Source organism: Mesonia sp. K4-1 (assembly GCF_008017825.1).
Taxonomy (GTDB): Bacteria; Bacteroidota; Bacteroidia; order Flavobacteriales; family Flavobacteriaceae; genus Mesonia.
Window position 1 is genome coordinate 191266 of record NZ_VRLS01000057.1, and the last position, 19372, is coordinate 210637.

Below are 19372 nucleotides of genomic sequence, written 5' to 3' on the forward strand. Positions count from 1 at the left end.
GTATCTTAGAGTTATGACAGAACAAGAAATAAGCATCGAGAACAAGAAAATAGCACAAGAATATAAAGAGTTGCTGCGTATAAGTTACAGAGCCTTATCTGATGATGATAAAATTCTCATTAGAAAAGCTTTTGAAACAGCTGTAGATGCTCACAAAGACCAGCGTAGAAAATCTGGAGAAGCTTATATTTTTCATCCTATTGCCGTGGCAAAAATCGTGGCTTCAGAGATTGGCTTAGATGCTACCTCTATTGCAGCGGCACTTTTACACGATGTGGTAGAAGATACGGATTTTACGCTTCAGGATATGGAAGATATGTTTGGTGTGGTCGTTGCTAGAATTGTAGAAGGTCTCACTAAAATAAGTCATTTAGAGCACGATAAAGATATTTCGCTTCAAGCGGAAAACTTTAGAAAAATGTTATTGACACTGAATGATGATATCCGAGTAATCATAATAAAAATCGCCGATCGATTGCATAATATGCAAACGATGGATTCAATGCGAGAAGACAAGCAAGTTAAAATTGCTTCAGAAACGCTCTATATCTACGCTCCCCTTGCCCACAGAATAGGTCTCTATAATATTAAAACAGAATTAGAAGATCTTAGTTTAAAATATACCGAACCAGATATTTACAAGAATATCTTAAACAAGATTAAAGATAGTAAAGAGGAGCAGGATTTATATATCAAAGACTTTTCTAAAGTAATTGCAGATACATTAGATAAAGAAAATTTAGCTTACGAAATTAAAGGACGGCCTAAGTCCATTTTCTCCATTCGCAAGAAAATTTTAAAGCAAAATGTCACTTTCGATGAGATCTATGATAAGTTTGCGATTAGAATTATCTACAAAAGTTCTCCTGAAGAAGAAAAATTTCTGGCTTGGAAAATTTACTCAATTGTAACCGATCATTTTCGCCCCAATCCTATTCGCTTAAGAGATTGGATTTCTTCTCCTAAATCTACGGGTTATGAAGCTTTACACATTACTGTAATGGGCCCTAAAGGACGCTGGGTAGAAGTACAAATAAGAAGTGAGCGCATGAATGAGATTGCAGAAAAAGGATATGCAGCTCATTATAAATATAAGCATGGCGCCAAACAAGAAGATGAAAATTTAGAGCAATGGCTTAATAAGCTTCAAGAAGCACTAGAAAACAGTGAAGCCAATGCGGTAGATTTTGTAGAGCAGTTTAAACTTAATCTGTATTCTAAAGAGATTTTTGTGTTTACGCCAAAAGGAGATTTAAAATCGCTACCAAAGGGTTCTTCTCCATTAGATTTTGCCTTTAGCATTCATACAGAAATCGGATTAAAAACACGAGGAGCTAAAGTCAACGGAAAATTAGTTCCGTTAAGTCATAAATTAAAAAGTGGCGATCAAGTAGATATCATCACTTCAGAAAATATAAAGCCCAATAACAATTGGCTAGATTATGCCAATACCGCACGTGCTAAATCTAAAATTAAAAATGCACTAAAAGAAGAGCGTAAGAAATTAGCTGAAGAAGGAAAAGCCATTCTAGCCAGAAAACTACGTTCTCTTAAAGTTCCATACAGCAAACAGACTATTAATGAGCTGGTAAAGTTTTTTAAACTAAAAACCAGTTTAGATTTATTTTACCGCGTAGGAATAGGAACTATAGACAATATTGCCTTAAAACAGTATAACGCTTCTAGAAGTAATGCGCTGGTTTCATTCTTTAAGAATAAAATTCGAAAACCGAGTATCTCTGAAGACCTCAATAAAGAGGAGATCACCACTAATTTTGATTTATTGGTTTTTGGAAAAGAAGAAGATAAATTAGAGTATAAGTTAGCTAATTGCTGTAACCCTATCCCTGGAGATCCTGTATTCGGTTTTGTAACCGTAAACGAAGGTATTAAAGTACACAAAAAAGACTGCCCTAATGCTATACAATTACAAAGTAATTATGCTTACAGAATTATTTCTGCCAAATGGATAGATTCTTCTCAAGAAGAATTTAGAGCGGTAATTAACCTCAATGGCTTAGACAATTTAGGATTGGTCAGCGAAATCACTAAAGAGATTTCTAATAACTTGCACGTTAATATGCGTAATATTTCCTTTGATAGTCACGAGAGCGTTTTTCAAGGAAAAATAACGGTCATCGTAAAGAATAAAACCATTCTCAAAAAATTAATGACGAGATTAAAAAAAATAAACGGAATTGATAAAGTAACCCGTGAATAAAGCTTAAATTTGCAACCAACATATGGAAGGCACAAAGAAAGAAAATAACGATCAAGCAGTAGTTAAAAACGTATTTACCAAGTTTTTAGAAGATAAGAAACACCGCAAAACACCAGAGCGTTTTGCTATTCTTCAAGAAATTTACGACCATGAAGAACATTTTGATATTGAATCTCTATATATCACTATGAAGAATAAAAACTATCGTGTGAGTAGAGCTACATTATACAATACCATAGAACTTCTCTTAGATTGTGGGCTAGTAAGAAAGCATCAGTTTGGTAAAAACCAGGCTCAATATGAAAAATCTTACTTTGACAAACAACACGATCACGTCATCTTAACCGATACTGGAGAGGTGATAGAGTTTTGTGATCCAAGAATAGAATCCATTAAAAAAACCATAGAAGAAGTGTTTGATATAGAAATAAGCAAGCACTCTTTATACTTTTATGGAAATAAAAAACCATCCAAATAAACATTTTATGGCAGTAGATTTGCTATTAGGACTACAGTGGGGAGACGAAGGAAAAGGAAAAATCGTTGACGTACTTACAAAGAATTATGATATTATTGCAAGATTTCAAGGCGGACCCAATGCTGGGCATACCCTAGAATTTGACGGAATAAAACACGTTTTACACACCATCCCTTCTGGGATTTTTCATGATAAAGCCATTAATTTGGTAGGTAACGGTGTAGTAATTGATCCTGTCATCTTTAAGAAAGAACTTGACAATTTAGAGAAATTTAATATCGACTTCGTGTCGAAGCTTTTAATTTCTAGAAAAGCACATATCATTCTTCCTACTCATAGACTTTTAGATGCAGCTTCAGAAACCGCTAAAGGAAAAGCTAAAATAGGCTCTACCTTAAAGGGAATCGGACCTACTTATATGGATAAAACCGGTAGAAATGGTTTACGTATTGGAGATTTAGAATTAAGCGATTGGAAAGACAAATACCGTTCTTTAGCCAATAAGCACGAATCGATGATTTCTTACTATAATGTCGATATTCAATATAGTTTAGAAGAATTAGAAAAAGAATTCTTTGAAGCTGTTGAAGCTTTAAAGAAACTTACTTTTATCGATTCTGAAGATTATTTACATAAAGCACAACAGGGTGGTCAAACAATCTTAGCAGAAGGAGCACAAGGTTCTTTACTCGATATAGATTTTGGAACTTACCCATTCGTAACTTCTAGTAATACCACTGCAGCAGGAGCTTGTACAGGATTAGGAGTTGCCCCAAATCAAATTAATGAAGTGTATGGTATTTTTAAAGCTTATACCACACGTGTAGGTAGCGGTCCCTTCCCTACCGAATTATTTGATGAGGATGGTGCAAGAATGGCCAAAGTAGGTAATGAATTTGGAGCTACAACAGGGAGACCTAGACGTTGCGGTTGGTTAGACTTAGTAGCTTTAAAATACACGGTTCAAATCAATGGGGTAACACAGTTGATGATGATGAAAGGTGATGTGTTAAGCGGTTTTGATACCTTAAAAGTATGTACCAAATACAACTATAAAGGAAAAGAAATTCACCATCTACCTTTTAATATAGAAGAAGAAAATGTATCTCCTATCTATGAAGAGGTAAAAGGTTGGCAAGAAGATTTAACTCAAATGACTTCTGAAGATCAATTCCCGCAAAACTTTAGCGACTATATTAAATATATAGAAGACTTTATTGGCGTACCTATTAGTATTGTTTCATTAGGACCCGATAGAAAACAAACTATTATTAGAAATTAATCAAATTCTAAAATTACAACTCAACGCTCCTTTTTGGAGCGTTTTTTGATTAAAGACTCTATATTCGTTATCATATTAATGATTACTTTTGACAAAAATTAAAGCATTGAAAAATTACCTTCTCTTTCTTTTCGGATTTTTTGTTTTAGGCTTCTCCGTTCAAGCCCAAGATGAAACCAAAAAAATAGACTACACCAGTGAAAGATCGCTTAAAAACGAGGAAAAGTACCCGGGAGCTTTTTTATTGAGTAAAGTAACCGAACAGGTATATTTTAATCATGAAGGGATTGAGGTATGGTGCGATCAAGCTATTTTTTACAAAGAGGATGATTTCTTTAAAGCCTTCGGAAATGTAAAAATGGTACAAGGCGACACCGTCAATATGGTCAGCGAATATGCCGAATATAATGGAAAAACCAAATTCGCTTTTGCTAGTACTAACGTATTGCTTACCACACCCAACAACCGTCTTACCACCGATACCTTATTTTTTGATCGAACTAAGCAACAAGCTTTTTATCGCAGTGGCGGAACCGTAAAAGATACGGCTAGTACGATTACAAGCCGAGTTGGAAGGTTTTTTATGGAGCAAGATAAATTTTCTTTTATTCAAAATGTAGTGGTGACCAACCCAGAATACGTGATCAATTCCGAGCAAATCGATTTTTATTCAGAAACAGGACACGCTTACCTTTACGGACCTTCAACTATTACTGGAGAAGCTAGCGAAGTTTATTGCGAACGGGGGTTTTATGACACGCGCAATGACAAAGGTCATTTTGTAAAAAACTCCACTATTTATTACGACAATCGAAAGCTACAAGGAGACAGTATTTATTTTAACAGAGAGAATAGTTTTGCCTCAGCCACCAATAATATTAAAGTAACCGATACCGCCAACCAATCTTTAATCACAGGTCATTATGCCGAAGTGTTTCGTGCAAAAGATTCGGTTTTTATTACCAAAAGAGCCTTGGCTTCTATGAAGCAAGAACAAGATTCCATTCACATACATAGCGATACCTTAATGATTACTGGGAAACCAGAACGTCGCCTCATTAAAGGTTTTTACAACACCCGCCTTTACAAATCTGATATGAGTGGTAAATGTGATTCTGTTGTGGTAAATGAATATACAGGCTTAACCGAAATGTTAGGCGAACCTGTGGTGTGGACGGGAGACAATCAAATGACGGGAGACACCATTCACTTGCTAAACAATGTGACCACCAACAAGCTAGATTCCTTAAAAGTGTTTCAAAGTGCTTTTATGATTCAAAAGGATTCTATTAGCGGTTTCAATCAGGTAAAAGGAAAAGAAATGTTTGGTTTATTTGAAAACAACGAAATCACCCAAACCAACTTTATTAAAAATACCGAAACCATTTTCTACAGCAGAAATGACGATGGTACCCTTATCGGAATTGATAAAGCCATCTCTTCATCGATCAAGATTTTATTTCAGCAAAAAGCCATTACCGACATCTATTATTATACCGATGTAGAAAGTATACTTTATAAAGAGGAAGATTTTCCTGAAAATGCGAGAGAACTAAAAGGTTTTAATTGGCGAGGCGAAGAACAATTGCTAAAAAAAGAAGATTTGTTTCTCAACGACCCTCCTTTAGATCTACCCAAAATTACAGGAATCCCGTTGCCGGAAGAAGAAGACGAATTTTTTGATGAAAAAGAAGAGGATGAAGAAAACGGAGAAATGATGCTCAATAAAAATTCTAGGCTAACCCCAAAAATACTTCAAAATCGAGAGAAGGATACTTTGCAACTCAAGCAATCCAAAGCTCCGCAATTAAAAGAAAATCAACCTACCCTAAAGTCTGAAGAATGAAAAAAGACTTTCTCACCTACCAAGCGCAAACCACACCACACCCTCTAGGAATTGAAGTCGAGCGTGCTAAAGGAAGTTATATTTATGATACTTCAGGAAAAGCTTATTTAGATTTTGTTGCGGGAGTTTCTGCTTGCAGCTTAGGTCATTTACACCCAAAAGTAGTAGATGCCATAAAACAGCAGCTCGACCTATATATGCATGTAATGGTCTACGGCGAATATGCACAACAACCAGCGATTGAGTTTTCAAAACTCTTGGCAGAACATATAGAAATTGAAAATGCCACCACTTATTTGGTAAACAGTGGCACCGAAGCTATTGAGGGAGCGCTTAAATTGGCTCGCAGATATACAGGAAGACAAGAAATCATTTCAGCTCATAGGGCCTATCACGGTAATACGATGGGTTCTTTAAGTTTAATGGATTTTGAAGAACGCAAAAAGCCATTTTATCCTTTAATTCCAGATATTAATCACCTTCATTTTAACGCTGTCGCGGATATTTCTAAGATCACTACAAAAACAGCTGCCGTAATTTTAGAAACCATTCAGGGTGGCGCTGGGTTTATCGAGCCGCAAAATAATTACCTCCAAAAGGTAAAAGAACGCTGCAAAGAAGTGGGAGCTTTATTAATTTTAGATGAAATCCAGCCTGGTTTTGGAAGAACAGGACATTTATTTGCTTTCCAAAAATACAAGGTCACTCCAGATATTTTAGTTATTGGTAAAGGTATGGCTGGAGGAATGCCTGCTGGGGCTTTTGTCGCTAAAAATGAAATTATCAATAGCTTAAGTGATCACCCAAAAATGGGACATATAACCACTTTTGGCGGCAATGCAATTATAGCAGCGGCGGCTTTAGCGACTTTAAAAGAAATTACCTCTTCCACTTTAATGCAAGAAACCTTAGAAAAAGAGGCTTTATTTAGAAAATTATTACAACATTCGCTCATTGAAGAAATTCGAGGAACGGGTCTCATGTTGGCTTTAATTGTTTCTTCAGAAGAAGTTGCCAATGATTTGGTTTTAAAAGCACAAGAAGAAGGACTTATCCTCTTTTGGTTGCTGTTTGAAAAACGAGCAGTACGTATTACGCCGCCTTTAACTATTTCTGATCAAGAAATTAGAGAAGGATGTAAAAAAATTATACAGCTTTTAGACGAAATCGAAAAAAAACCTGTTAATTAATTTGTTAACAACAATCATTTACTACTGTAAGTTTTCTTAAAATAACTGACTAACTTTAGTAATGTAGATATAGTAAACATTCGTGTATGCAGTTAAGTCAAAACGAAGAACACCATTTTTCTCTTTCAAAGTTTGAGTCGATGCTCAAAACAAATGATATTTTGTTTTTTGATGCCGACGAATTTGGATCTATTATTTTTCATTACTTAGAAGTGGGGAAAATTGCATTGGCAAAAAAAGCAGTACGCTTAGGTTTAGAGCAACACCCTAACTCTATTCACTTACTTCTATTTAAGGTTGAAATTTATATTTTCGAAAACAAATTAGAAGAAGCCGATTTTATTTTAAATAGCTTACATAAAATTGAACCTTCTAACGAAGAGATTTATATACAAAAAGCCAATATTTTATCTAAAAAAGATGCGCATCAAGAGGCCATTCAAATGCTAGAAATAGCCTTAGAAAACACCACAGATGCCGCCGATGTATATTCGCTTTTAGCCATGGAATATATGTTTTTGGAAGATTACGAAAATGCCAAAAAGAATTTCATGGAGTGTTTAGCTATAGATCAAGAAGATTATAGCGCGCTATACAATATCATCTATTGTTTTGATATGCTAGAAGAAAGCAAGGAGTCTATTAAATACCTTCTTTCTTTTATTGAGCAAAATCCATATTGTGAAGTAGCTTGGCATCAAATAGGAAAACAATATTTCGATCTAAAAAAATACGAAAAAGCTTTAGATGCTTTTGAATACGCCATTATATCTGACGAGCTTTTTATTGGTGCTTACCTTGAGAAAGGTAAAGTTTTTGAAAAATTAGGAAAGTATAAGGAAGCCATACAAAACTATCAAATAACGCTAGAGTTGGATGACCCAACCGCCTTTGCTTATTTACGCATTGGTAAATGTTATGAGAAGTTAGAGGTGGAAGATTTGGCGATTCATTATTATAAAAAGGCAACGCATGAAGATCCGTTGTTAGATAAAGCTTGGATTGCGATCACCGATTTTCATTACCGCAAACTCAATTTCCAAAAAGCTTTATACTACATCAATAAAGCCATTCAAATCGATGAAGAAAATGTGCTTTACTGGAAGCGTTTTGCGAAGATCAATAAAAAACTCAACTTTATTGAAGAAGCAGAAAAAGGCCTAAAGAAAAGTTTAGAACTAGGAAACTACGAGTTAGAAACTTGGGTAACTCGCTGCGATCTACTTATTAATTTAGGAGAATATGAAACGGCGATAGAAACCATGTTTCAAGCCATAGAATTTTATCCAGATACCGCAGAAATTGAATACCGTTTATCGGGTTTACATTTTACCATTAATGAAGGTGAAAAAGGATACTATCACCTCAAAAACGGATTAGAAATCGACGAAGAATATGTGATGGTTATAGAATACCTATTTCCTAATATCTTTGACCGTCCTAGCATTCAAAGCCTTATTAATAAGTATAAAGCTTAATCAATTGTCGCATTAAAATTAGTCCCTTCTTTTCTATTTTAGTATTTTTACTTTTATAGAATCGAATCAATTTCATGGGTAGAAAAATTAAAGACTATTTCACTATAGGTCTAAAAGGCATGGCTATGGGAGCCGCAGATACTGTCCCAGGTGTTTCTGGAGGAACCATCGCCTTTATATCAGGTATTTACGAAGAGTTAATCACCACCATTGGTAATGTAGATTACGCTCTAGTAACGGAATGGAAAAACAAAGGTTTTGCTGCCTTTTGGGAAAAATTAAACGGTAGTTTTATCGTCGCGCTTTTAACAGGTGTATTAATTAGCGTATTTACCTTTATGCGCTTAGCGAGCTATCTATTAGAACATCATCCTATTCTTATTTGGTCTTTCTTTTTTGGCTTGGTAATCGCCAGTATTTGGTTTGTCGCCAAACAAATTACACAATGGAAAATCGCTAATTTCATAGGCTTAATATTAGGAGCTATACTTGCTTTTTATATCACCACCTTACCTGTTGGCGCCTCTAATGATAGCTATATGTATTTATTTATGTCGGGGGCTATTGCGGTTTGCGCTATGATTTTACCTGGTATTAGCGGAGCTTTTATTTTAGTGCTTTTAGGCGCTTACGAAACTATCACCAAAGCAGTTCACGACTTCGATTTAAAAAAAGTAGCTGTAGTTGGCTTGGGAGCGATTACAGGTTTGTTATTATTTTCTAAAGTCTTAAAGTGGCTTTTTCAGCATTATAAAAATTTAACCTTAGCGATCCTTACCGGATTTATTGCGGGTTCCTTAAATAAAATTTGGCCGTGGAAGCACGTATTAGAAACCAAAATGTTTGGTGATAAAGAAAAAGTGATCAACGAAGAGTCGGTTCTCCCTTGGAATTTCAATGGAGAATCTTATTTACTATATGCTGGATTATTAATGTTAGCAGGCTTTTTATTGATTATCATATTAGAAAAAGTAGCCGAAGAAAAACCAGAAGGGAATGCAGCAAACCCGAACGTTTAGCGATAAATTATTTTTAGTACTCAAAGGCCTTGCCATGGGAGCTGCCAACAAAGTTCCTGGGGTATCTGGGGGCGTGGTTGCTTTTGTCGCTGGTTTTTATGAAGAATTTATTCATTCGTTACAACGCATCAATTACCGCTCCTTTCAGTTCTTGATCAAAGGAAGATTTAAAGAATTTTATCATTACATCAACGGGAAATTCTTAGGTCTTTTGGTGCTGGGTATGGTTATTAGCTATTTTAGTGTTTCTAAAATTTTAGACTATCTAATTGTTCATTATGAACTCTATGTTTGGTCCACTTTCTTTGGGATGATTTTAGGTTCTATTTATTATATCGCTAAAGATTTTAACCTTAGGTCTTCTAAAAACCTTCTGTTTATTCTTGTCGGAATGCTGGCTGGGATTGGTATTAGCTTATTAGAACCTGCTACCGAAAATGACAACCTTTGGTTTGTATTTATTTGTGGCATTATTGGCGTTTCGGGGATGACGCTACCAGGACTCTCGGGATCTTTTATCCTTATCCTTATTGGTAATTATGTTTTGTTATTAGTAGACTCGGTCAATGCGCTTTTTGACACCTTAACCGATTTGATGAAATTAGATTTTTCATTTACTAATAATCAAGAAAGAGTAAGGTTATTGCAAGTACTCGCTAGCTTTACCGCAGGTTCTGTGGTAGGCTTAGTCACCCTATCTCACGTGTTGGGTTATGTACTCAATCATTACAAAAATATTACCTATGCCATTATTATTGGTTTTATTACAGGGTCTTTAGGAGTCGTTTGGCCTTGGAAAGAGAAAATTTTTAAAACTAATTATAGCGGTAAATTTTTAACCGATGCCAATGGCAATCGCATTCTCGATAATTACGACCGTTATTTGCCTAGTTTAACAGATACCCAAACCTATATCGCCTTCATTTTTATAGTAGTAGGCGTTTTAGTTGTGATTGGTTTAGAGCGTTACGGCAGAATTTCAAAAGAAAAACAAACATGAAAAAATTTGGCTTAATAGGTAAAAATATATCTTACTCCTTTTCTAGAAAATTCTTTCAGGAGAAATTCAATCAGCTTCAAATCGATGCTACGTACGAGAATTTTGATCTTCAACATATAGAAGAATTGAAGTTAGTGCTTCAGAAAAACAAAGGCTTAAACGGACTTAATGTTACTATTCCTTATAAAGAAAGTATTCTCCCTTTTTTAGATGAGTTATCTCCAGAAGCACAGCAAATACAAGCGGTAAATACCATTAAAATCAGCAACAACCAATTCGTAGGCTACAATACCGATGCTTTTGGCTTTATGAAATCTCTATTTCCTATACTAGAAAAGCAACATACCCACGCGCTTATTTTAGGCACGGGAGGCGCTTCTAAAGCGGTGGCAAACGCCTTAAAATCTATGGGTATTGAATATCGTTTCGTTTCTAGAAATCCGCAGCAGCAAGATCTTGCTTACGCGGATTTAGATGAAACTATCATTCAAGAACATCAATTAATTATTAATTGTACTCCTGTAGGCACACATCCTAAAGTAAAGGAATCTCCAGCTCTACCCTACCAATTTTTAGAAAGCAGTCATCTTCTTTATGATCTTGTTTACAATCCACCTATAACCGAATTTTTAGCCAAAGGCAAAATACGCGGATGTAGCATTTATAATGGAAAAAAAATGCTAGAATATCAAGCCGAAAGAGCTTGGCAAATCTGGAACGAATAACAAGAATTTGCTTCCCTTTATTTTTTCTTGCAGAAACAACTCCTAGTTACTATCTTTCAAACTTGTAATAATATGAACTTAAACATTGAAAGACATGTCTGACAAGGAAACCCGCAACGAAGAAAACGAAGAGCAAAAAATGCAAGCCTCCACCCCACAAGCTAAAGAAAGCGATGAAAAAAATGCCGATTTAGAAGGTGCAATGGTAGAAGAGGCCGATAGCGAAAAACTTGCGGAAACCCCTGTAACCTCTGAGGATGATGAACCTCAAGCAAACGACATGCATAAAGAAATGGATGACGCAATTGCCGAAGATAGTGAAGATGAAGATTCGGGGAAAAGACACGATATTGAAATGAAAGACTATCATGCTATGAGCATGAATGAGTTGATAGGCGAATTAAATTCATTGGTAAAAAATGAAAAAATTCAAGCCATAAAAGATCATGTAGAAGAAATCAAAACCGAATTTAATGCGAAATTTGAAGAAGAAATGGAGCAAAAGAAGGAAGATTTCTTAGAAGAAGGAGGTAATATTATAGATTTTCACTACTCTACTCCTGTAAAAAAAGAATTCAATTCTGCTTACTTCGATTATAAAGAAAAACGCAATCATCACTACCAAGAGTTAAAGCAAAATTTAAACGAGAATTTAAAGCGTAGACTTGCCATCATTGAAGAGTTAAAAGGAATGGTGGGCGCTGGAGCCGACATGAATGCTAACTTTAAAGAATTTAAAGAACTGCAAGACCGTTGGAAAAAAGCAGGTCCTATTCCTAGAGATCAATACAATACAGTTTGGAACAATTACCACCACCACGTAGAGCATTTTTATGATTTCTTACACCTAGATAGAGAGTTTAGAGACATGGACTTTAAGCACAATCTAGAACAAAAGTTGAAAATGATCGCTAGAGCGGAAGAGTTGGCACAAGAAACCAACATTAATAGAGCATTTAGAGAACTACAAATGCTCCATAAAATGTGGAAAGAAGATGTAGGCCCTGTTGAAAAACAATACAGAGAAGACATTTGGGAGAAATTTAGCGAAGCGACCAAAAAAATACACGAAAATAGACAAGCACATTTCGCAGAACTAGATCAAGAAAAAGAAAAAAATCTAGAAGTAAAGAAAGAGCTGATCAGCCAGATTAAAGAAATTGCAGATTTAGAAATTGAATCTCACAACCACGCGCAGCAACGTATTAAGAAAATAGAAGCTTTACGTGAGCAATTTTTTAAGGCAGGAAAAGTGCCTAGAAATGTGAATGAAGAAACTTGGTCGAGTTTTAAGCAAACGGTAAGAGAATTTAACCGTAAAAAGAATGCTTACTATAAAGACCTTAAAAAAGAGCAATATCAAAATTTAGAAAAGAAGTTGAACCTTGTTGAAATTGCGGAAGATAATAAGGACAATAATGATATGGAGGCTACTACGCCTATCATGAAAAAGGTTCAAAGCGAATGGAGAAAAATAGGTCACGTTCCTAGAAAAGACAGCGATAAGATTTGGAAACGCTTTAAAAAAGCTTGTAACCATTATTTTGATCGTTTGCATACCAAACAAGACGAAGAAAACAAAGAAGGTATCGAAGCATTTGAGAAGAAAAAACAAATGCTAGAAGAGGTAAAAGAACTTCAATTACCAAAAGACCACAAAGAAGCTTTAGCTATTATTAAAACGAAGATATCTGAGTGGAAAGAATTAGGTCGAGTACCTTATAAGATGAAGTATATTGAAGGGAAGTTTAATAAAACATTAGACCATTTATTCAATGACCTCGATATGAGTAAAAAGGAATCTGAAATGCTGAAATACGAAAATCGTTTACAAGCTTTAGATGATGCCGATGATACCGAGAAAATAAGAAAAGAACAGTTTTTTATTCGCAAGAGAATAGATGAAACTAAGGCAGAAATAAGACAGCTAGAAAACAACATGCAGTTTTTCTCTAATGCCGATGAGTCTAATCCTTTATTTAAAGAAGTATTAAAGAATATAGAACGTCATAAGCAAGATTTGGAGACTTGGAAAGCGAAATTAAAAAAGTTAAAAGCTCTATAATTTCTTTCTTTTAAACTTCAATTTTCAACCCTAATTTATGGCTTCAGGAATTTTTGCAATTTTAGATGATATCGCTGCACTCATGGATGATGTAGCGGTGATGAGTAAAGTAGCTGCCAAAAAAACAGCAGGAATTTTAGGAGATGACCTAGCGGTAAATGCCGAAAAAGCATCGGGATTTGTTTCTTCTAGAGAAATTCCTGTACTCTGGGCGATTACTAAAGGTTCTCTATTAAATAAGCTTATCATTCTGCCCATTGCCTTTTTGTTGAGTGCCTTCCTTCCCGTGGCCATTACGATTATTCTGTTATTAGGTGGTTTGTATTTAGGTTTTGAAGGAGCCGAGAAAATTTATCATTTTTTTGTTCCGCATCACCAATCTAAAAAAGAAGAATTAAAAGAAGCTAAAACTGAAGAAGAGATCCTTGCTGTTGAAAAAGAACGCGTAAAATCGGCTATCGTTACTGATTTTATTCTTTCAGTAGAGATTGTGATCATCGCCTTAGGAACGGTAGTGCAAGAAGAAATTACGACACAAATCTTAGTGGTTAGTATTATCGCCCTTATCGCAACGGTGGGCGTTTACGGTATTGTAGCTCTAATTATTAGAATGGATGAAGCAGGTTATTACCTTATCAAGAAAAGTGAAGGTGAAAAGAGCTTTAAAAAGAAACTCGGAGAAATTTTAGTCGCTGCATTACCTAAGGTCATCAAAAGCCTTAGCGTTATTGGCACCATAGCTCTTATTTTGGTAGCAGGAGGAATTTTTGTACATAATGTAGAGTATATACATCACCTTATTCCAGAAGCTATTCCCTCTATATTAGGAGAGTTTATCGTGGGTTTAATCGCTGGTTTTGCTTGCTTATTAGTGGTAAAATTATTTATGAAAATAAAAAAGAGTTTTTAGAGTATTACTTAATTCAGATATAGTTATATAATCTCCACAAAAATCTACCTTTCTTTCTAGAAGCAAAACATCAAGACCATAAATAGGTTCGTATTTGGATTAGTCGCAAGAGCATTTCGGTGTCTTCTTGTTGTTGCTCCTCGTCTTCAAGATCTTGATGCGCTAGCTTTCGCTGATTCCACCAAGCTGATAAATCATCAATCTCTTTCTTTATCTGTTGTTGCCTCGCAGAAATCTCCCAATCAGTAAGGTGCATTTCCTCTTGCACAAAGCGCTCCAATAAGTTAAAACAAGCATAAAGCATCATCGTATCTATTTCTTCCCAATCGGCGCTTAAACCTGTAAGCTCTATTAAATTTCCTGGACGCATTATATTAAATTTTTCATATAAGTGATGACGTCATTCCAATGATCAAATCCCGCTCCGTTTTTTGTGAAATGAATGTGTTTTCCTTTAAATTGATCTACTCCCCTAGCGGTACGATCATCAATAATAAAATCGCCTTTCAATAAGTTTTTATGATGACTTAAAATTAAACGTTTCCAAGCTACTTCTGGCAAATAGCGTTGTACCCAAAGCAACTTATCTTGCCAAGCAGAAGGATTTTTCCACGGTGCGGTAGAGAGAATATACACATCAAAATGTTTACTTAGCCACTCAAAACCTTCAACTGCGCCTTCGTTAGGTTTCATCAAAGCAAAAATTCCTGGTACCTCATCCAAATCATCAGGACCATAGGTTTTTATATCTTCAGCTGAAATTTTATCGATACCCGATTGAAAATTGACCAAAACATTATCCATATCTACATACACAATCTGTTTACCTCCATTTCGCTTTAAATCAATGAGCTCCTTATAATTTTTGGTCTGTCGCACCACCTCTTCGCAGAATTTTTGAGACGAATTATCCGTCGTATAGCCCGCTTCGCTTAATACACTTACTCCAAATGTTTTCCTTTTAAGGTTAATACGTTCTGTATACTCTACTCTCATAGGGTTTTTCCCTTTAGCACGATCTTTAGCATCAGCTCCAGAATCTAACATAAAATCTGTTTCTTCTGCAAATAATACATTTTTTAAAGCTTTAGCCTGCTCCACAAATAAACTAGGTTTTCTTTGGATCTCCTTTAACTCTTTTATTTCATTTTCCGTCAAGTGATCAGAATACGTATTTAAAATTTTTCCGATAGTTAAGTATTTCATTCTGAATATTTAAGTTAATGCTCGCTGTTAATAGTCCTACAAATCTAAAATTTATGTCCGTCAAATCATGTCGAACTAGAATTATTCTTTTATTTTTAAGCATCGTCACTATATGGCGGACTTACTTTCTAATTTTGAACCTATGTCTAATTATTCCATTTCAAGAAGAATTCAATTTGTGATCCAGTATATTCACGACCAACATTATGCGTCTAAAGATCAGATTTTATCCTTTTTAGAGCAAAAAGAATTTTATATCTCGTCACGGACATTAGAGCGGGATTTTGAAAAAATTAAAGCCGATTTCGGAATCGAACTCAGTTATAGCAAATCGCATAGAGGCTACTTTATCGATAAAGACAAAAGTGTAAAAGTAGAGTCTTTTTTTAAATTTCTAGAACTGGTTACTTTAGCAGATGTATTTAGCGATGGCTTACAAAACAATCATAAAATTTTAGAATATGTAATTTTCGATGATTCTAGTCAATTAAAAGGCGTTGAAAATCTACACCCCATTTTATTAGCCATCAAACAAGAGCGAGATTTAGAGTTTACACATTATAATTTCCATAAAGACACATATAAAACAAAGCTAATTACTCCTATTATTCTAAAAGAATACCTCAATCGGTGGTATGTGATTGGCGTCCCTAAAGGGGAAGAAGAAATTAGGACCTATGGGATTGAACGCATTACACATATTAAATTGGGAGAACTCAGTACGCTTAACAAAGAAAGATACTATCACCAAACCCAGCAATTTGAGAATATTATAGGATTGATGTATACCGATCAGCAACCTGAAAAAATTCAACTCAAAGTCACCAATTTGCACACCAAATATTTGGAGAGTTTACCCTTGCATTCTTCACAGGAAATCGAAACCAGTGAAGAACCCGGGTATTCTTTAGTCAGTTACCAACTTATTCCCAATTATGAGTTCAGTATACAAATATTAAAAATGAGTATTCATGCCGAAGTACTCTCCCCAATTTGGTATCGAAAATACATCAAGGAAGAAATAGATAAAATTCAATTAAAATATCAAAACGATTAAGTTATCATCTATGAACATTTTATACTTACACGGTCTTTTAGGATCACTCAACCCAGAAAAAAGAGAGGTATTAGAAAAATACGGGACTGTATATGCGCCCACGATTCCGTATAAAAGTAACTCAACTTGTATTGATTGGCTTTACCAAACTTATAAGGAAAAGCAGATAGAAGTCGTCATAGGCAGCAGCATGGGCGGTTTTACGGGCTATTACCTAAGTCGGCTTTTACAAACTCCTGCCTTATTATTTAATCCTGCTTTAGCACATCGTACGGTTCGTCAAGAAATTCCGTCTCCCCTCCCTACCCATCAACATCCTGTACATTTTACTCTAGGAGCTCAAGATGATGTAGTAAACCCTAAAGAAACATTGGGGTTTATCGCCACGCATTTTCCGGTCACGCAAAATTACCAGCTTCACCTTCAGCAAGATTTAGCCCACCGTATTCCGTTACCTACATTTAAGTCGGCCACCACACATTTTTTTGCGTCGCTATCCAAAGCTCCCTCTTCTCCAAAAAAGCATTTATTTCTAGACGATATTAGAACTGTAGATATGGTATACGAACCTATCTTTACGAAACATTTTGATGTGGTAAGAAGCTATAAAAAGTTTGTAGAATACATCAAACGAAACGGACTCCCAGATTTTATTAGTTTTGACAATGACCTGGGATTAGACAACAATGGTACTGTAGCCCCAGATGGTTATGCGGCAGCCAAATGGTTGGTGTATGAATCGGGTTTGGATTTAAAGAATCTACAATTTGCGGTTCATTCTGCCAATCCCGTCGCTGCGGAACAGATTAGAGGGCTGCTTCATAATTATATTAAATTTTTAAAAAGTAAGGAATAATCAAAATACTTGGTAGAGGGTCGTTACTAATTTACCTTTAAAACCTGGGGAGGGAATAGATAACAACTCTTGTTCTTCTTTCACTTTAAAGTGAAAAGGTGCCGCTAACAATTGAACTCCACTCTTCTTTTTAAGTCGGATACCCTGTCCAGAAATAATAGTGGCATTAGGCTCAAAATCTTGATCAGGCAAATGCTCCGTGAGAATCACATATTTAAACTGATATAGTTTTTCAACGATTGCTAGAATTTCGGCATTCGATAAATGCTGTAACACCTGCCTTAAAATGGCGCAATCGCCAGAAGGCAATTCATCTTTAGCGATATCTAGCGTATAAAATTCTAGATGTTTCTGCTGAAATGTCTTTTGATGATGAGCGATCAAATCGGGGACAATATCGATAGCCTTATAGGTTTTTGCAAAGGCTAGCAGTTGCTTTCCGATATTAAAATCCCCACAGCCCAAATCACAGACTACGGGAGGCGATGCCAGAGTTTTAAAAAACTGAGACACAACGCTAATATAAGGCTTGACCACTTTAGGATGATGCGATCCTAAACCAGAATAAAATTCTGTTTCCCCTCCACCCCAAAGGTTCTCTTCATAAACTTGTATCATCGCCTTTTTGGTAGGCCAAGGTGTTTTTGATTGCTTCTTCATTCTTTTCTCCACTGAAGCGGTAAAGATAAAAGGAATTTTATTACAGTCTTTTTATTTACATATATCAAGTATTGTGTTTTTTTTATTGATATTCTTTTCTTTTCCATCGCTGAAAAGAAGCAAAAATCTAGGCTGATTTTAGCCCTTCTTGAAAACCACATAAAAGCTTTATCCTGCGTATAGCAATCGCTCCGCTAGGCTATACTCCTCTGACCAATGCTGCAGCTTTTACTCGTTTTGCTACGAAAACTAAAAGTAGGCCACATAAACTATACTTGAATATTTGGAAGTAAATTGAGCATCCCAAATAGTTCAATTCAACTCTCAACATTTGCTGTCATGCTGAACTTGTTTCAGCATCCCATCCAGTTTAATCCAATAAACAATGTCAGTTCGAGCCCGCCTGAATGACTAGTCGGGCAGGTGATCATCGAAATGCAATTGAGGGGATTGTATCGAGAACCAATCTTGTATTCCTATCCACTTCTCATCCTTGTCATTTCGAGCCGAGTCGAGAAATCTTGTTATTAATTCGTTATACATCATAAGCATTCGTTTATTACTTAGTAAATGTCTTCTTTTTTGCATTGCCCAAAAAAGAACCAAACCCGCCTGACGCTTTTACTCGTTTTGCTACATAAACTAAAAATAGGCCATATCAAACTATATTTGAATGCTTAGAATCAAATTGAGTATTTACACAGCTTAGCGTCATGCTGAACCTGTTTCAGCATCTCACCTTATTAAACCTAAGGTGTAATATATAATTTTTTTTTATTCTTTTTTGAAGGTTTTCGCATACATATACTAAGCTAAAACCCTAGTGTAAAAGCATACCTACTGTTTATCTTAGTATTCTAAACCCGTAACTTATGAATACACAACATGTAAATCACTTATTAGCTTCATTTTCTCGTTTGGAAAATATATTAACCTAAAAATACCTGACAGACAACCCTTTATCCCTTATGAATAAATAATATGGCTGATCTTTATACTGTATTTCAAAGAAAGAAAAAATAAGTGTTGCGCAACACGCCAGGGGTAGCCGAAAACCTGTAAAAAAGAGTAGGCATTTTATTTAATTTAAATTTAGAAATTATGAAAAATAAATTTTTAATTCCCGTGTTAGCGATGATATTCGCAACTGGACTCTCCTTTGCCACGGCAGAGAAGAATAAACAGGCCGTAGATTATATTCATAACGGCAGCTCTTGGATGGCTATTCCTGAAATTGATTGTGGTACTCCAGGAGCTAGAGAATGTCAAGTAAGACTTCAAGACGGTACAGTGTACAGCGTCTATGACCTTAATAACTTCGGTTCTCTTAAGAAAACCATAAGTAAAGTTCCGTTTCAATTGTAAAATTAACCCTTAAA

Annotated in this window: 17 protein-coding genes; 14 read left to right on the forward strand and 3 right to left on the reverse strand. The window is 35.4% G+C overall.

Going from position 1 to position 19372, the window contains the following annotated elements; all coding sequences use genetic code 11:
- The first annotated feature begins 13 nt into the window (after window positions 1-13).
- From FT986_RS11025 to FT986_RS11075, 11 genes are all read left to right on the forward strand, one after another.
- Window positions 14-2221: a bifunctional (p)ppGpp synthetase/guanosine-3',5'-bis(diphosphate) 3'-pyrophosphohydrolase gene (locus FT986_RS11025; RefSeq protein ID WP_147865100.1), complete on the forward strand. Its 2208-nt coding sequence runs from the start codon at window positions 14-16 to the stop codon at window positions 2219-2221.
- A 22-nt stretch (window positions 2222-2243) separates the two neighbouring features.
- Window positions 2244-2699, forward strand: a complete 456-nt coding sequence (locus FT986_RS11030) for a Fur family transcriptional regulator (RefSeq protein ID WP_111540882.1) — start codon at window positions 2244-2246, stop codon at window positions 2697-2699.
- A 7-nt stretch (window positions 2700-2706) separates the two neighbouring features.
- Window positions 2707-3981 carry an adenylosuccinate synthase gene (locus FT986_RS11035; protein ID WP_147865101.1) on the forward strand — a complete coding sequence of 425 codons (1275 nt, stop codon included), beginning with the start codon at window positions 2707-2709 and terminating at the stop codon, window positions 3979-3981.
- Window positions 3982-4087: 106 nt separating this feature from the next.
- Window positions 4088-5827: an OstA-like protein gene (locus tag FT986_RS11040; RefSeq protein ID WP_147865102.1), complete on the forward strand. Its 1740-nt coding sequence runs from the start codon at window positions 4088-4090 to the stop codon at window positions 5825-5827.
- Complete coding sequence (locus FT986_RS11045; RefSeq protein WP_147865103.1) at window positions 5824-7017, forward strand: aspartate aminotransferase family protein; 1194 nt, start codon at window positions 5824-5826, stop codon at window positions 7015-7017. The genes FT986_RS11040 and FT986_RS11045 overlap by 4 nt, the downstream gene beginning before the upstream one ends.
- Before the next feature lie 86 nt (window positions 7018-7103).
- Window positions 7104-8495 carry a tetratricopeptide repeat protein gene (locus FT986_RS11050; protein WP_147865104.1) on the forward strand — a complete coding sequence of 464 codons (1392 nt, stop codon included), beginning with the start codon at window positions 7104-7106 and terminating at the stop codon, window positions 8493-8495.
- A 74-nt stretch (window positions 8496-8569) separates the two neighbouring features.
- Window positions 8570-9514 (forward strand): DUF368 domain-containing protein, encoded by a 945-nt coding sequence (locus FT986_RS11055; protein WP_147865105.1) that lies wholly within the window; start codon window positions 8570-8572, stop codon window positions 9512-9514.
- On the forward strand, window positions 9492-10514 hold the full coding sequence (locus FT986_RS11060; protein WP_147865106.1) for a DUF368 domain-containing protein: 1023 nt from the start codon (window positions 9492-9494) through the stop codon (window positions 10512-10514). The genes FT986_RS11055 and FT986_RS11060 overlap by 23 nt, the downstream gene beginning before the upstream one ends.
- A complete protein-coding gene (locus FT986_RS11065; RefSeq protein ID WP_147865107.1) occupies window positions 10511-11239 on the forward strand; it encodes a shikimate dehydrogenase in 729 nt (242 codons plus the stop codon). The genes FT986_RS11060 and FT986_RS11065 overlap by 4 nt, the downstream gene beginning before the upstream one ends.
- 94 nt (window positions 11240-11333) lie before the next feature.
- Window positions 11334-13304 carry a DUF349 domain-containing protein gene (locus FT986_RS11070; RefSeq protein WP_147865108.1) on the forward strand — a complete coding sequence of 657 codons (1971 nt, stop codon included), beginning with the start codon at window positions 11334-11336 and terminating at the stop codon, window positions 13302-13304.
- A 37-nt stretch (window positions 13305-13341) separates the two neighbouring features.
- A complete protein-coding gene (locus FT986_RS11075; RefSeq protein ID WP_147865109.1) occupies window positions 13342-14214 on the forward strand; it encodes a DUF808 domain-containing protein in 873 nt (290 codons plus the stop codon).
- Between the two features lie 70 nt (window positions 14215-14284).
- Here the strand turns inward: FT986_RS11075 and FT986_RS11080 are convergent, their stop codons facing one another.
- On the reverse strand, window positions 14285-14584 hold the full coding sequence (locus FT986_RS11080; protein WP_147865110.1) for a hypothetical protein: 300 nt from the start codon (window positions 14582-14584) through the stop codon (window positions 14285-14287).
- Window positions 14584-15420, reverse strand: a complete 837-nt coding sequence (locus FT986_RS16185) for a hypothetical protein (RefSeq protein ID WP_147865111.1) — start codon at window positions 15418-15420, stop codon at window positions 14584-14586. The genes FT986_RS11080 and FT986_RS16185 overlap by 1 nt, the downstream gene beginning before the upstream one ends.
- Before the next feature lie 112 nt (window positions 15421-15532).
- Here FT986_RS16185 and FT986_RS11090 point away from each other — a divergent pair, with 112 nt between their 5' ends.
- The gene (locus FT986_RS11090) at window positions 15533-16477 is read left to right on the forward strand and encodes a YafY family protein (protein ID WP_147865112.1); all 945 of its coding nucleotides are present in this window, start codon (window positions 15533-15535) and stop codon (window positions 16475-16477) included.
- Window positions 16478-16487: 10 nt separating this feature from the next.
- A complete protein-coding gene (locus FT986_RS16320) occupies window positions 16488-17333 on the forward strand; it encodes a YqiA/YcfP family alpha/beta fold hydrolase (RefSeq protein WP_147865113.1) in 846 nt (281 codons plus the stop codon).
- Here FT986_RS16320 and FT986_RS11100 read toward each other — a convergent pair whose 3' ends face one another.
- Complete coding sequence (locus FT986_RS11100; RefSeq protein WP_147865114.1) at window positions 17334-17993, reverse strand: class I SAM-dependent methyltransferase; 660 nt, start codon at window positions 17991-17993, stop codon at window positions 17334-17336. It lies immediately after the preceding gene.
- A 1101-nt stretch (window positions 17994-19094) separates the two neighbouring features.
- Here FT986_RS11100 and FT986_RS11105 point away from each other — a divergent pair.
- On the forward strand, window positions 19095-19358 hold the full coding sequence (locus tag FT986_RS11105) for a DUF6520 family protein (RefSeq protein ID WP_147865115.1): 264 nt from the start codon (window positions 19095-19097) through the stop codon (window positions 19356-19358).
- Window positions 19359-19372 lie beyond the last annotated feature (14 nt).